Source organism: Brenneria goodwinii (assembly GCF_002291445.1).
Taxonomy (GTDB): domain Bacteria; phylum Pseudomonadota; class Gammaproteobacteria; order Enterobacterales; family Enterobacteriaceae; genus Brenneria; species Brenneria goodwinii.
This window is the reverse complement of record NZ_CP014137.1, coordinates 5,245,587-5,260,197: the sequence shown is the minus strand read 5'-3', so window position 1 is coordinate 5,260,197 and position 14,611 is coordinate 5,245,587. Positions and strand designations below refer to the sequence as shown.

The window sequence follows — 14,611 nt, the reverse complement described above, 5'->3', positions numbered from 1 at the left end:
AATCTTTACCTCTTATGCCAGACGCGGGTTAACTTTATCTGCATCGATCTCGAATTTGGCAATCGCGTCAGCAACCACTTTCTTGTCGATTTCACCACGTTTGGCCAGTTCACCTAGGGCCGCAACCACAACGTAAGACGCATCCACTTCAAAGTGATGACGCAGATTCTCACGGCTGTCGGAACGACCGAAACCGTCAGTTCCCAAGACGCGATAGTCACTGGCCGGGATGAAGTTGCGAATTTGCTCAGCGAACAGCTTCATGTAGTCGGTTGACGCAACGGCAGGCGCTTCGCTCAATACCTGAGCCACATAAGGAACACGTGGTTCTTCGGTTGGGTGCAGCATGTTCCAGCGTTCGCAGTCCTGACCATCACGAGCCAGTTCGGTGAAGGAAGTCACGCTGAAGACATCGGAACCGATACCGTAGTCTTTCGCCAGGATCTGCGCCGCTTCACGCACGTGACGCAGAATAGAGCCGGAGCCCAGCAGCTGTACTTTGCCTTTGCTGCCGTCAATCGTTTCCAGCTTGTAGATACCCTTACGGATACCCTCTTCCGCCCCCTGCGGCATGGCAGGCATGTGGTAGTTTTCGTTCAGCGTGGTGATGTAGTAGTAAATGTTTTCCTGCGCTTCGCCATACATACGGTGCAGACCGTCATGCATGATGACGGCGACTTCGTAAGCATAGGCCGGATCGTAAGAAATGCAGTTTGGGATGGTCAGCGACTGAATGTGGCTGTGGCCGTCTTCATGCTGCAACCCTTCGCCGTTCAGCGTAGTACGGCCGGAAGTCCCGCCGATCAGGAAGCCGCGCGCCTGCTGATCGCCTGCCGCCCAGCACAGGTCGCCGATACGTTGGAAACCGAACATGGAGTAGTAGATATAGAACGGAATCATCGGCAGGTCGTTGGTGCTGTATGACGTTGCCGCCGCCAGCCAGGATGCGCCGGCGCCCAGTTCGTTGATCCCTTCCTGCAGGATCTGGCCTTTCTCGTCTTCTTTATAGTAGGCGACCTGTTCGCGGTCCTGCGGGGTGTACTGCTGACCGTTCGGGCTGTAAATCCCGATCTGACGGAACAGACCTTCCATACCGAAGGTACGCGCTTCATCGGCAATGATCGGCACCAGACGATCTTTGATCGACTTGTTCTTCAACATCACGTTCAGGGCGCGAACGAAAGCGATGGTGGTAGAGATCTCTTTGTTCTGCTCTTCCAGCAAAGGACCGAAGTCTTCCAGCGTCGGCAATTCCAGCGTTTCGCTGAATTTCGGCTGACGGGTCGGCAGGTAGCCTTCCAGCGCCTGACGACGTTCGTGCAGGTATTTGTATTCTGCGGAGTCTTTATCGAAAGTAATGAACGGCAGTTTTTCGACGTTCTCATCGCTGACCGGCACGTTGAAGCGATCGCGGAAATAACGCACGCCTTCCATGTTGATTTTCTTAACCTGGTGAGCGATGTTCTTACCTTCCGCCGCTTCGCCCATACCATAACCTTTAATGGTATGCGCCAGAATAACAATCGGCTTGCCTTTGGTTTCCTGCGCTTTTTTCAGCGCGGCATAGACTTTCTTCGGATCGTGGCCACCACGGTTCAATGCCCAGATCTGATCGTCGGTCCAGTCTTTCACCAGCGCCGCGGTTTCCGGATATTTACCGAAGAAGTGCTCGCGTACATAGGCGCCGTTTTTGGATTTGAAGGTCTGATAGTCGCCGTCGACGGTTTCATTCATCAGTTGGATCAGTTTGCCGCTGGTATCTTTACGCAGCAGTTCGTCCCAACGTCCGCCCCAGATAACCTTGATCACTTCCCAGCCGGCGCCGCCGAAGATGCCTTCCAGTTCGTTAATGATCTTGCCATTACCGGTAACCGGGCCATCAAGACGTTGCAGGTTACAGTTGATAACGAAGACCAGGTTATCCAGCTTTTCGCGAGTCGCGATGGTGATCGCGCCTTTGGATTCCGGTTCGTCCATTTCACCGTCGCCCAGGAAAGCGTAAACGGTTTGTTGAGAGGTATTTTTCAGGCCGCGGTGCTCAAGGTATTTCAGGAACTTGGCCTGATAGATTGCACCAATCGGCCCCAGGCCCATGGAAACGGTCGGGAACTGCCAGAATTCCGGCATCAGTTTCGGGTGAGGATAAGAAGACAGACCTTTACCATGCACTTCCTGACGGAAGTTGTTCATCTGCTCTTCAGTCAGACGGCCTTCAAGGAAGGCGCGGGCATAAATGCCGGGAGAGATGTGACCCTGGAAGTAAACCAGATCGCCGCCGTCTTGTTCGTTGCGCGCACGGAAGAAATGGTTAAAACACACTTCATAGAAGGTGGCGGAAGACTGGAAAGAAGCCATGTGACCACCCAGTTCCAGATCTTTTTTCGAAGCACGCAGCACCGTCATTACCGCATTCCAGCGAATTGCTGAACGAATGTGGCGCTCCAGGTTCAGATCGCCCGGATATTGCGGTTCATCTTCCACTGCGATGGTGTTGATGTATTGGCTTGCAGCGCTGCCGGCGGCAACGCTTACCCCGCCTTTACGCGCTTCGCCCAATACCTGATCAATCAGGAACTGAGCGCGCTCAACACCCTCTTCACGGATGACCGATTCGATCGCCTGCAGCCAGTCGCGGGTTTCGATCGGATCCACGTCATTATTTAAACGATCTGACATGGTTATTCCTTATCTTCTCTAATAAGTTAGTTTGTTGGAGCCTGTCTTCCTGTGCTCTGGCCCAGTTGAAATCTGGATAAAACACACGAAGACAGGCTCATCGTCGTAGTCGCCGTATTCAGCGTCCCCAAAATCCCCGCCATCCTTCAGGTTGCATGCGCGTTGGCTTTCCTCGTTCCCCCAGCCGCTTATCCATGTAAGTTCCTGGGGATTCTCTGTGCCGCAGCCTTCCTGCAACTCGAATTATTTAGGGTATAGGACGCTCAATCCTTGCGTTGCTGGAGCCGGCGTAATGACCTTTCTCGTCGGCTATTTTCCCGGTTAAGATCCAGCAATACTTCCTCAATAAACGCCAGATGGCGATGTGAAGCCTCGCGCGCCTTTTCTGGCTCGCGGGCGACAATCGCCTCAAAAATCCCGGCGCGATGAATGCTCACCTGCGCCAGCACTTCCCGGCTTAGATAAAGCAATTCAAAATTCTGTCTGACATTCTGTTCAAGCATCGGCCCCATGCAGCGCAGCAGGTGCAGCAACACCACATTATGGGTCGCTTCCGTTACGGCTATCTGATACTGCATAACCGCTTCGGACTCCGCCGCCAAATCACCGGCATCTCTGGCCTGCTGAATAACCGCATGACAGTCGCGGATACGTTGCAGATCCGATTCAGTTCCGCGTAAAGCCGCATAATAGGCGGCAATGCCTTCCAGCGCGTGGCGGGTTTCCAGCAGATCAAATTGCGATTCGGGATGATTGCTCAGTAATTCCGCCAGCGGATCGCTGACGCTTTGCCATAGATTGGCCTGAACGAAGGTACCGCCACCCTGACGGCGCAAAAGTAACCCTTTGGCTTCCAGGCGTTGAATGGCTTCTCTCAGAGAAGGGCGGGAAACATCGAACTGTTTGGCCAGTTCACGCTCAGGAGGCAGTTTCTCGCCGGGGCGCAAGGTTCCCTCAAGAATCAAAAACTCCAGTTGCTGCTCAATCACATCTGACAGTTTGGGTTGACGGATCTTGCTGTATGCCATGGTGGATTCATCTCTGCGAATGGCGCGGAGTCAATTGGTAATACCAATTTAAAAACGTGACGCTAAAGTAACAAATTATTCACCTTCTGTCCATAAGGACGTTGAGTAAAATCACCAATCTCCTCAGATTTTAACAAATGCACGAAGAATGTAAGGCAAAGTAATAGTACATCGGAGGGATTGCCATTGATCCCTTTGCTGATGTTTTAACTTTAATGAAACGAAAAACAGGTGGTGCTGAACCGTTTAAACAACGACAATAGTGAATTAAAATTCATTTATTTTGAATTTTAATTCACACCAACCCCAAGATTAGGTCATTCACCGGAGCAATTATCACGGTCAATTGGCAAATTCGCGGCGGAAAGGTAAAAAAACAAGATAAAAAACGGAACGCCAAAACGCGCTCCGGCGATCGCCATGGTCGGCCCACGAGTGAGACGTTGATGTGGCTACGATTTTTCTTTTATGGACCGTCAAGAAATCAGTGCAATCTTTTTTGCTTGCCACTATTCTCTGACAAACGGTAGAGGCGCGTGAGTAATAGTTAGCGCTTTATCGTAAAAATAAAATTACACGAACGTAACCACACAAATACGCTGCGCTTTTTCAGGAGGCAGTACGTTTTTGTTAACAATGGGCTAGAGGGTTAAATTAATGGATGGTCAACAACAAGACGGAACGTTAAAGCGTGGCTTAAAAAACCGTCATATTCAGTTGATTGCCCTGGGTGGCGCGGTGGGTACCGGGCTTTTTCTCGGAATTGCTCAAACGATAAAAATGGCTGGACCGTCAGTTATTTTAGGGTACGCCATCGGAGGGCTGATCGCCTTTCTTATCATGCGTCAACTTGGGGAAATGGTGGTAGAAGAGCCGGTGGCCGGTTCCTTCAGCCATTTTGCTTATAAGTACTGGGGGGACTTTGCCGGTTTTGCCTCTGGCTGGAACTATTGGGTTCTGTATGTATTGGTCGCCATGGCCGAGCTCAGCGCGGTGGGAATCTATGTGCAGTATTGGTGGCCCGATATCCCCACCTGGGTTTCCGCCGCCGTCTTCTTTCTGGTGGTTAACGCCATTAATCTGGCGAACGTCAAAATTTACGGTGAAATGGAATTCTGGTTCGCCATCATCAAAGTGGCGGCCATTATCGGCATGATCGTGTTTGGCGGCTGGTTGTTGATTAGCGGCACCGGCGGCCCGGAAGCGACGGTCACTAACCTATGGGCGCAGGGCGGCTTCTTCCCGAACGGCACGACCGGGTTGTTGATGGCGATGGCCGTGATCATGTTCTCGTTCGGCGGGCTGGAGTTAGTCGGGATCACGGCGGCAGAAGCGGATAATCCGGAAAAGAGTATTCCACGCGCCACAAATCAGGTTATCTACCGTATTCTGATCTTTTATATCGGTTCGCTGACCATCCTGCTGTCGCTTTATCCATGGGGCAAAGTCGTGGAAGGCGGTAGTCCTTTCGTGATGATCTTCCATGAACTGAACAGCAACGTGGTGGCGACCGTGCTGAATATTGTGGTGCTGACTGCCGCGCTGTCGGTTTACAACAGCTGCGTTTATTGCAACAGCCGCATGCTGTACGGCCTATCCAGACAGGGCAATGGTCCTAAAGTACTGCGCACTGTCGATAGCCGCGGCGTTCCTGTGGTGGCCATTGGCGTTTCCGCCCTGGCTACCGCGTTCTGCGTACTGATCAACTATCTGATTCCCGGTAAGGCGTTTGAATTATTAATGTCGCTGGTGGTTTCCGCACTGATGATCAACTGGGCCATGATCAGTCTCGCCCATTTGAAATTCCGGGCGAAGAAAGATAGCGAAGGCACGGTAACCAAGTATAAGGCGCTATTTTATCCGCTGGGCAACTATATCTGTCTGCTGTTCCTGGCGGGTGTGCTGGTCGTGATGTACCTGACGCCGGGCATACGGATATCAGTCTTGCTGATACCGGTATGGTTGATCATTCTGGGAGTGGGTTACTTCATCAAGCAGAAAAAGCGGGTGAGTTAATTAGCCTGGTGCTCAAAAAAATGGCCGATATCGTCGGCCATTGCGGATAATTGACAAACTAGCCTGATGGCCGTCACAAGAGACGGCATGATGAACAGACGCAAACCAGTCGGCGAGCGAAATATGCTGATGAGACGTAAAGCATTGTGCTCCTCCGGGCTGTCCGGCGCGCCATAGGTAAACTCCCAGCGCGCCTGTTCAAAACGGGTGAAAAAATCCATTCTCGACGCTCCCTATATCGGAAACTGCGCGCTCATGCCGTCGTCACGCTCCAGCAGCGTCCAGTAAATAACCCGGGTTCGCGTCTCGCTGTCCCGCCACTGCGGAAAAATATCCCCTTCGCTAAAGTGCTGGCGCACGATACGCCCGCCCTGATAGGTGCTCCAGATACCACTGTATAGGCAGCGTTCGCCGCTGGGCCGAGTCAAAAACTGGCGGTGCGCGTCCGGATCCTGATCCACAGGCTCCTGCGCCACCGGATCCGGCTCTGCTTTCTCTGGTTGCGGCGCATCGGGACAGTCAAAGCGCGCCAGCCAGGCCGCCGTGGAAGTTTTATCAAAGCGGATTTCGCCGGCAATAGATCCATAGCCCATAGAGCAAATCTCAGGCGCGCGAATCGGCTTTAACGCCTTATTGACCTTCACATACAGCTCAGGATAGGGCTCGTCTTTAACCCAGCCCAGCTCCGGCCAGTCCCCCGCCCGGATCATTACCCCGCCGCTATAGGGCAGCAGGGCGATACGCGGATCGGCCATTTGCCGCTGCAACGTTGCTTCCCCGCCCAGTTTTTCCAGCCATTCAGTCTGTACAAAGGTATACCAGTTTACCGAACGAATACCGTCACGCCCGGTTTCCCATGTGTGTGAATTTGGGATATCAATGGCCAAGAACTCCTGCCCAATTTCATATTCCAGATGTTCGTATTCTTCACTTTCATAACACTGCTGTACACCCAACCCCGCCAGACCGTGCAGCGGTTTTAAACGCTGGCAAAACTCCAGCAACAAGGCTTCAAAGCGTTTACTCCCGCCATCTTTTAATACTTCGATCGGAAGATAAAACAGCACGCAAGAAACGACATGATGAACGTACTCAAACCAGTCGGCAGGCGAGATTATGCTAATCAGATAATCACTGGCATAGGTGGTTTCCTCTTCCGAGGCCCACCAGAAATCCATATGCTCGCCGTCTTCCGCCAGCATCTGTGCCTGCTTTTGTTGCAGCGTGCGTTTACGGTAAGGTTCGCCTTTATTAGGATCTCGGTAAAACCCCCAGCGCAGCTTATCGCCGAACTCGGCGTCATAGCGCGCAAACACCTCGGCCATCGCTTGACGCTTCTGGTCGCTATAGCCCTTATCCAGGTAAAAATAGGCCACTAGCCCGACCTGCAAGGCATTATGCTCCTCCGGGCTGTCCGGCGCGCCATAGGTAAATTCCCAGCGCGCTTGTTCAAAACGGGTGAAAAAGTCCATTCTCGGCGCTCTCTACATCGGAAACTGCGCGCTCATGCCGTCGTCCCGCTCTATCAGCGTCCAGTAAATAACCCGGGTTCGCGTCTCGCTGTCCCGCCACTGCGGAAAAATATCCCCTTCGCTAAAGTGCTGGCGCACGATACGCCCGCCCTGATAGGTGCTCCAGATACCACTGTATAGGCAGCGTTCGCCGCTGGGCCGAGTCAAAAACTGGCGGCGCGCGTCTGGATCCTGATCCACAGGCTCCTGCGCCACCGGATCCGGCTCAGCTTTTGCCGGCGGCGCATCGGGACAATCGAAGCGCGCCAGCCAGGCCGCGGTGGAATTTTCATCAAAGCGGATCTCGCCGGAAATGGAGCCATGATGGATTCCACCGATTTCAGGGGCTCGGATCGGCTTCAGCGCGTTATTGACCTTCACATACAGCTCAGGATAGGGATCGTCTTTAACCCAGCCCAGCTCCGGCCAGTCCCCCGCCCGGATCATTACCCCGCCGCTATAGGGCAACAAAGCGATACGCGTATCGGCCAGTTGGCGTTCTAAAGCCGCTTCCCCGCCCAGCTTCTCCAGCCATTCGGTCTGCACAAAGGTATACCAGTTTACCGAACGGATACCGTCACGCCCGGTTTTCCAGGTATGGGAGTTTGGGATATCAAGGGCCAAAAATTCCTGCCCTATCTCATATTCCAGATGTTCGTACTCTTCACTTTCATAACACTGCTGTACACCCAAACCGGCCAGACCGTGCAGCGGTTTTAAACGCTGGCAAAACTCCAGCAACAAGGCTTCAAAGCGTTTATCGCCGCCGTCTTTTAATACTTCGATCGGGAGATAAAACAGCATGCAAGAAACGGCATAATGAACGTATTCAAACCAGTCGGCAGGGGAATTAATTTTTATTAAATAATCACTGGCATAACAAGTCCCTGACTCCGAAGCCCACAACATATCGATATCATCACCATCCCTATCTATTATTGTTTGTTGGTATTTATGTAACTGCGTGCGATTATAAGTTTCATCTTTATTAGAATCATCAATGTATCCCCAGCGCAGTTTATCGCCAAACTCGGCGTCATAGCGCGCCAATACCTCGGCCATCGCCTGACGTTTCTGGTCGCTATAGCCTTTATCCAAGTAAAAATAGGCCACCAACCCGACCTGCAAGGCATTATGCTCGTCCGGGCTGTCCGGCGCGCCATAGGTAAATTCCCAGCGCGCCTGTTCAAAACGGGTAAAAAAGTCCATCTATTGACTCCTTTGCTTAATCTGGCCAGTAGACGTAATCCTGCCGCTGCTGCGCCGGATTGTCTAAAAAGGTTAACGTCCGCGAGTAAGATGCGGGGGCCGCCGGCTGTTCGGCAAAGGCATAGCCGCCCGCTCCCGCCGCGGCGCCGCCCGCCAGCATATTGCGCACATAGCTCACCACCTGACCGGCTGCTTTGCCCAGCAGCAGGCCATTGCCGCTGGCCGCGCTACCGGTTGCCACCGCCGCCGACCCGCTGACGATGGTGACTACGCCCCCGGCAGCGACACCCGCCGAAATAGCGAAAAACGGCCCGCCCAGCGCCATTTCCAACTGCGCCCGCGATCTCTGACGCTGGCGTTGCTGTGCGGCGTCGATTGCCGGATCGGGCAGCGGCTCCAAACGCGGACCGGCGCTAACCGGCGGGTAATAAGGCAGAAAATAATCTTTTACCTGCTGATGCTCACGGGCGATCAGCCCCTCCAGCAGCGGATAGGCCTCGATCTCCGGGCGCTGGCACAGCCTGTTACGCGCCCCCGCCAGGCCGATGGGCAGATAGACCGGCTCTTTTTGGGCGTCCCGCAGCCACTCGCGTTTAGCCTTATCATCCACCTGGCAGGTATCCGTTTTCAGTAAACGAAAATTTCTCCTGACTCCCGCGATATATTCATAATCCCTTTGCTGCTTATCTGATAAGTTATCCCCTGGAAACTTGATTTCAATCACCGTATGCAGATTAGGCTGGCTAAAGGCCTGTTTGCCAATCAACATGCGGTTTTTCAGCCGCACCACATCTGGAATACGAAATAACCCCTGACGTTTGTTGAATATTTTCGACAGTTCATCAGGTAGCGGCTTCGCCTTGTCGGCGCTTTGCCGCATGTCCGGCGTCAGAGTGCTTTCCAGCTCATCCAGACTCATTAACTCGCTCACCACTTCTACCGCGATATCGCTGCCCGCCAGCCCGCGCACACGCCACTGATGGCCGCGTTTAATCGCCGCGTATTTGGATAAAGGAAAGCTGCTGGGATAGTTGGGCCGCTTCCGGCTCATTACCGGTTTCGGCGGGTTTTGCGTCATGTCGTACCCCACCTCGCCGATATAGGGAAAGTGGTAGTCGGACAATTCATCATCCAGCCGAATTAGCTGCGTCACCACCCGCTGGTACATCGGCTGGCCGTCCGAGCGAATTTTCGGGTTATTGAGCGCATAGCCCACTTTCTCGCACAGATACCATAGATCCAGCGGATCGGTTACCGGCGCCGCGGTGCCGACCGGCTCTTTCTTCGTGGTGGCGGTAGGCGTGTTCTCCGTGGCCGGCGTGGCGGTTTTCTTCCCTGTACTCATTTGGCTTCATCCTTTTTATCTGTGCGGGAAAAGTCGATTTTCAACGGGGTTGCATCATCCCAATAGCTAACGTTCAGGCACTCGCGATTAACTTGTTCAATATGCGGCTGTAATGTCAAAAGATCGGGTTGCCGGCTATACACGGCAATGGTTTTACCCTGTTCATCGCTGATGCCCGTTATTTGCTGTTGCTGGTAAGCAATGGAATAGGGGACGCCCGCAAGGGGTTCGCCCGTCGCCTGATCCCTGATAATAAAGTGTTCACTGTAACCATCGGCCTGCGGCATATTGGGCAGTGGTACATTCAGGCTGGCGGCGCTCATCCGCTGCACCACCGGTGTCTTAAGCAGCACATTATTCGACGCCCCCAGTTCAATCTGACCATCCTTAAGCCGGATATACCCCCCGCCGCAGTTCAGCAGCAGTTCCGTCTTCGCCGTCACCACCACCCTGTCGTCCTGACTCGCCACCGTCAGCTGTTTTTGCGCCAGCAGGTCCATGGCATCGCTCTGCGCCTGCACCTCCACCTTGCCCGCCGCCGCCAGCAGCTTTATTCCCAGCCGCTGCGCAAACAGACTCAGCGTCTCCCTCACCGCCACACGAAACGATTTGCCGATGCCGATATCCCCGTCCGCTCCGCTCGTGGCTATCAGATTCTCGCCCGCCGACAACTGCACGCTCCCCGGCGTCACCTGCGCTATCCCCGACGGCGCCGATATCAGCACCGCCTGCTGTTTCAGCGCCTTCAGCGTCTCATTCAGCAGCGCCGTCTGCTTCTCGATATCCGCCAGCTCCGCCCTCGCCGCCTGCGCCGCATGCCGCAGCCCTTGCGCTTCCGACCGGGCATTCTCCAACTGCGCTATCGCTTCCTGCATGTCCAGCTGTTCGGAACCGGCGCGCTCCCGTCCCTCTGCGCTGATGAAAATCCCTTTCCCCGCCCGTATCGCCCCCCACTGGTCGGTGCGCAGCTCAAACCCTTCCCCCCGCTGCTCGCGGCTGCCGTCCACCAGATGCCCCAGGTTCAACTGCGACTTGCCGCCGTACTCGGTCGACAGCTTGATATGCTCCTTGCCCCGCTCGTCTTCCATCCGCAGCTTGTTGTTGGCCGGCGTGCGGATAACGTTGCGTTTGTTGTTCGCCTGCGTCACATGGTCCGGGTGCCGTGAGTCATGCAGCGCACAGGCGATATACGGCCGGTCCGGGTTGCCCTCTTCAAACGCTATCGCCACCTCCGTTCCCGCCAGCAGCGGCAGGTGCATGCCGCAGGTGTCGCCGCTGTAGGGTTTAGCGAGACGCACCCACAGGCTTTCGTAACCCGTCTTCCAGTTATCCAGGTCGAAGTCGAACTTCACCCGGTAACGCCCCATCTTGTCCAGATGCGCGTAAGTGTCGCCCGCGGTAATGCTCGTTACCCGCGCCGGCAGCGTCCCCGCTATCCTCGGCCGCGCTTTGGGGGTAGGACGGAATCCCACCGTTTCGCTATAGGGAATGCCGCTAAACGTCAGCGTATAGCTGCTGTCGCGCCGCGCGCCGGCGCTGATAGTGGTGATGACTATCCCTTTGGCGAATATCGCCGGCACGCTACCCGCGATTTCCAGCATCTGTCCCGGCGCCAGCGTTGAGGCATTGCTCTTCCCGCTCAGTTGATGCTGATTATTCAGCAGCCGTTCGTGGCGCAGCCGCGCGTAGAAATCGCCCCCTTCCGCCGTCTCTCCGCCCGACTCACCGCTTTCGCCGCCCAGCGTCAGATAGTTGTCGCCGTAGCGGTACACCTGCCCGTAAGTGCTCTCCCCGCCGCCGCTCACCTCCGCTTCGGTCTGCAGGCCGTCTCGCGCCTGGCGGTAGTTGTAATCCTTCACCCGCACCGACTGGCTGACCACCTGATGCGCCGAGCTCAGCCCCCATACCGACTCCACCCCGTTGTCGTTCATTCCCGACGGACTGCGCAGCGGCAGGCTCACGTCAAACTGGTAGAACTGCTGGTCGTCGGCGAAAATCACCACTTCCCTTTTCAGCCGCGCGTCCATCTCGAAGCGATACCAGATGCCCACTTCCGCCAGCAGCCGGTCGATAAACGCCCGGTCGCTCTCCTGCCACTGCATCACCTGCTCACGCGGCGGGTAGCGGTTGCGCAGGCGGAACTCGAACTGCCAGCCTTCGAACTGATGCTGCCGGCGCAATATCTGCTCGACTATCTCCGGCACCGACTGGTTCTGGTATATCGCCGGCCGCCCGGCATTGGCCAGCAACGCCAGCCGCGGCTCCAGCGTCAGCTGATAGCGCACCTCGTCCGCCGACGCCGACAGCCGCTGAAACTGCGTCACCACCCCGTGCACCGCACGCGCCGAGGCCGCAGGCAGCGCCACATCGCCGAGCGTGACGCCCGGCGCGTTGAAGGTAAAGGTGGCGTCCTGCAACAGCATCTCGCCGGGGGCGATATCGCTGCCGCTGGTAAAGGTTATCTGGTAGCAATAGGTCTGGCTCAGCCCCTCGCTGGCGCTAAAGGACTCCACGTCCAGGTCGGTTCTGCCGGACACGGACAGTTGATAGCGGGCGAGCGTTGTAGATAAAGAAGAAAAAGTCGCGGGTGTCGAGAAATTGTGCTTCATGCGGTTCCCTGTTTCATGTCCATCGAGAAACTTTCGGAACCGATTATGCCGAAAAAAAACACAAGCCCGCAAGAAAATTTAACAGCAAAATCGTATAAATATTCTTTTAAATCAAATCATTAAATGAACAATAATATTGATTATTACTATTTCAAGATAAAGGATCAAACGAAACAAGGGCGCTTCGATTCCGTCTGATAATCAAAGTAAATTCGGTAAGCGCCTCCGCCAGTCATAAACCAAGATTTTACGCCGACAGACCGAGTCTCAGGGATAAGACGCGTATTCCGTCACTAGCGGCTCAAATCGCGGTCATGAACACCGGCAGGGAGGCAGACATCATTCAGCTACAAGCCCCTGGGTACGGGGTGATTAAGCCGTCCCGCGCCGGCCGTTTTTCTTTCTCTTCCCGCTTTACACCAGCGCGCCATAAATCGTCAGTAAAGCCACCACGACCACCAGCACCAACGTAACTTTCTTCGCCAGCGCTACCGCCGCCCTTGGCGTTTCGACGGGATCGATATGAGGTTCGCGCGCCAGCGAATATTGCGCCAACTGAGTCAAAACCCAGTATTGCGAACTGCGGTAATCGCCAAGAGAGGCGAACCATGCCGGTAATGCCTTCTCGCCATGCCCCAGCAAAGCATAAGCCACGCCGGCCAAACGCACCGGGATCCAGTCAAGCCAATGCAGCAATGAATCAATGCCGGATTGCGCGCGCGCCAGAGGCGTATGGTTACGCGCCAGCCAGGTTTGCCGGGCACGTAAAAAAGCATAGCCCGCCACGGCGACGGGGCCATAAGGACCGGCCACGGTAAACCAAAACAAAGGCGCTAAATAAAAGCGAAAGTTAATCCACAGCAGCGCGTTCTGAAGCTCTTTTAGCCGCTCTTGTTCTCCGGCCCCTACGGGTAAGCCGTGAATTAACGCCAACTCCGACGCCATTTCCCGGCTAGCGTCGGATTCACCGTTCTGAGCCGCTTGCAGATAGCGTCGATAGTGCTGGCGAACGCTCCCGGCGCCGATACACATCAAACAGATAACAATCCACAACAGTAGTAGAACCAGACCGAATAAAAGCCCCTCAGCCAGCCATAACAAGATGGCCACCGCGCCCATGCAGCAAAGCGTCAGGAACAGAGTTTGCCATAAAGAAGGAGAAGATAGATGGCGAAACACAGCCTCAAGACGGTGATCCAGCTGCCAACGCTCGCCCTGTTTGAACAGACGCTCCCACGCCAATACCAGCAACAATGTAAACAGCGTCATCGTTTTATACTCCCTTCGTTCTCTATACAGTTTTCCTGTAACAGACGGTGATATAAATCCCAATCAAAAGCCGGACCGGGATCGGTTTTACGTCCGGGGGCAATATCACTGTGTCCTGTAATTCGCGACGGCGTAATAGGATAAGCGCCGATCAACAGCCGGGTTATCGCCACCAGTTGAGAATATTGTTTTGTAGTAAAAGGTAACGTATCCGTTCCTTCCAGTTCGATGCCAATGGAAAAATCGTTACACCGCTCACGGCCTTCAAACACGGAAACGCCCGCATGCCAGGCTCGCTGATGGAAAGGCACGTACTGAATAATTTGCCCGTCGCGACGAATCAGACAGTGCGCGGACACACGTAAGTGACTGATATCGGGAAAATAAGGATGCGCTGCCGGATCCAGCGTCGCGGTAAATAATTGATCGATGTAAGGACCGCCAAACTCCCCCGGCGGCAAGCTGATGTTGTGGATCACCAGCAGAGATGGCGCTTCATCGTTAGGACGACTATCACAGTGTGGCGAAGGTACGTGCTTTATTTCAGATAACCAGCCATTTTCCAAAAGCATCGGCGATAACCTCGCATCTTGTCGTTTGCCGGGCTGAATAAGGTGCTGTCAAGTGGAACAATGTTTAACAAAAAAACTATCCCCCACAGATTACCATGATTATCAACATCATGCCTAACCAACTGGATATAAAAAGGTTTATTGCTTTCCCCACACATTGGCATAACGCGATAAAACGTCTTGAATAGCGGCATTCGTTCGATTCCCGCCAATCCCCTGACGCAGTCGCCTTAATCGTCCCGTTCTATTACTCACTGACGAGAATCAAGCCCGTACACCTGGCGGCGGCTAGCATCGCACGTTATTAATTTTATCTAATTAATTGAATTATAATGAATATTCATTCTGGATGTCATGACCTAAACAAGATAGCATA

The 14,611-nt window shown here is 54.3% G+C and carries 10 protein-coding genes; 1 reads left to right on the top strand and 9 read right to left on the bottom strand.

Translation table 11 applies throughout. The features are described 5' to 3' along the window. Positions 1-12: 12 nt before the first annotated feature. Both aceE and pdhR read right to left on the bottom strand, forming a co-directional pair. Positions 13-2,676 (bottom strand): pyruvate dehydrogenase (acetyl-transferring), homodimeric type, encoded by a 2,664-nt coding sequence (gene aceE, locus ACN28R_RS23330; protein ID WP_095835618.1) that lies wholly within the window; start codon positions 2,674-2,676, stop codon positions 13-15. Positions 2,677-2,939: 263 nt separating this feature from the next. Beyond that, on the bottom strand, positions 2,940-3,704 hold the full coding sequence (pdhR, locus tag ACN28R_RS23325) for a pyruvate dehydrogenase complex transcriptional repressor PdhR (RefSeq protein ID WP_048637514.1): 765 nt from the start codon (positions 3,702-3,704) through the stop codon (positions 2,940-2,942). Between the two features lie 657 nt (positions 3,705-4,361). Between pdhR and ACN28R_RS23320 the strand changes: the two genes are divergently transcribed. After that, positions 4,362-5,720, top strand: coding sequence for an amino acid permease (locus tag ACN28R_RS23320; protein ID WP_095835616.1), 1,359 nt, complete (start codon positions 4,362-4,364; stop codon positions 5,718-5,720). Here ACN28R_RS23320 and ACN28R_RS23315 read toward each other — a convergent pair. The 7 genes from ACN28R_RS23315 to ampD form a co-directional block, all read right to left on the bottom strand. Continuing rightward, entirely contained in the window at positions 5,717-5,941 is a 225-nt protein-coding gene (locus tag ACN28R_RS23315) for a hypothetical protein (protein WP_095835615.1), read from the bottom strand. The two genes, ACN28R_RS23320 and ACN28R_RS23315, sit on opposite strands and share 4 nt — an antisense overlap. Before the next feature lie 12 nt (positions 5,942-5,953). Continuing rightward, complete coding sequence (locus ACN28R_RS23310; protein WP_095835614.1) at positions 5,954-7,192, bottom strand: type VI immunity family protein; 1,239 nt, start codon at positions 7,190-7,192, stop codon at positions 5,954-5,956. 12 nt (positions 7,193-7,204) lie between these two features. Then, a complete protein-coding gene (locus ACN28R_RS23305; protein WP_095835613.1) occupies positions 7,205-8,440 on the bottom strand; it encodes a type VI immunity family protein in 1,236 nt (411 codons plus the stop codon). 16 nt (positions 8,441-8,456) lie between these two features. Next, positions 8,457-9,785 carry a VRR-NUC domain-containing protein gene (locus tag ACN28R_RS23300; protein ID WP_095835612.1) on the bottom strand — a complete coding sequence of 443 codons (1,329 nt, stop codon included), beginning with the start codon at positions 9,783-9,785 and terminating at the stop codon, positions 8,457-8,459. Further along, the gene (locus ACN28R_RS23295; protein WP_095835611.1) at positions 9,782-12,394 is read right to left on the bottom strand and encodes a type VI secretion system Vgr family protein; all 2,613 of its coding nucleotides are present in this window, start codon (positions 12,392-12,394) and stop codon (positions 9,782-9,784) included. Before ACN28R_RS23295 ends, ACN28R_RS23300 begins: the two co-directional genes overlap by 4 nt. A 414-nt stretch (positions 12,395-12,808) precedes the next feature. Then, complete coding sequence (gene ampE / locus ACN28R_RS23290; protein ID WP_048637512.1) at positions 12,809-13,663, bottom strand: beta-lactamase regulator AmpE; 855 nt, start codon at positions 13,661-13,663, stop codon at positions 12,809-12,811. Next, positions 13,660-14,235: a 1,6-anhydro-N-acetylmuramyl-L-alanine amidase AmpD gene (ampD, locus tag ACN28R_RS23285; RefSeq protein ID WP_095835610.1), complete on the bottom strand. Its 576-nt coding sequence runs from the start codon at positions 14,233-14,235 to the stop codon at positions 13,660-13,662. Before ampD ends, ampE begins: the two co-directional genes overlap by 4 nt. Between the last annotated feature and the right edge of the window lie 376 nt (positions 14,236-14,611).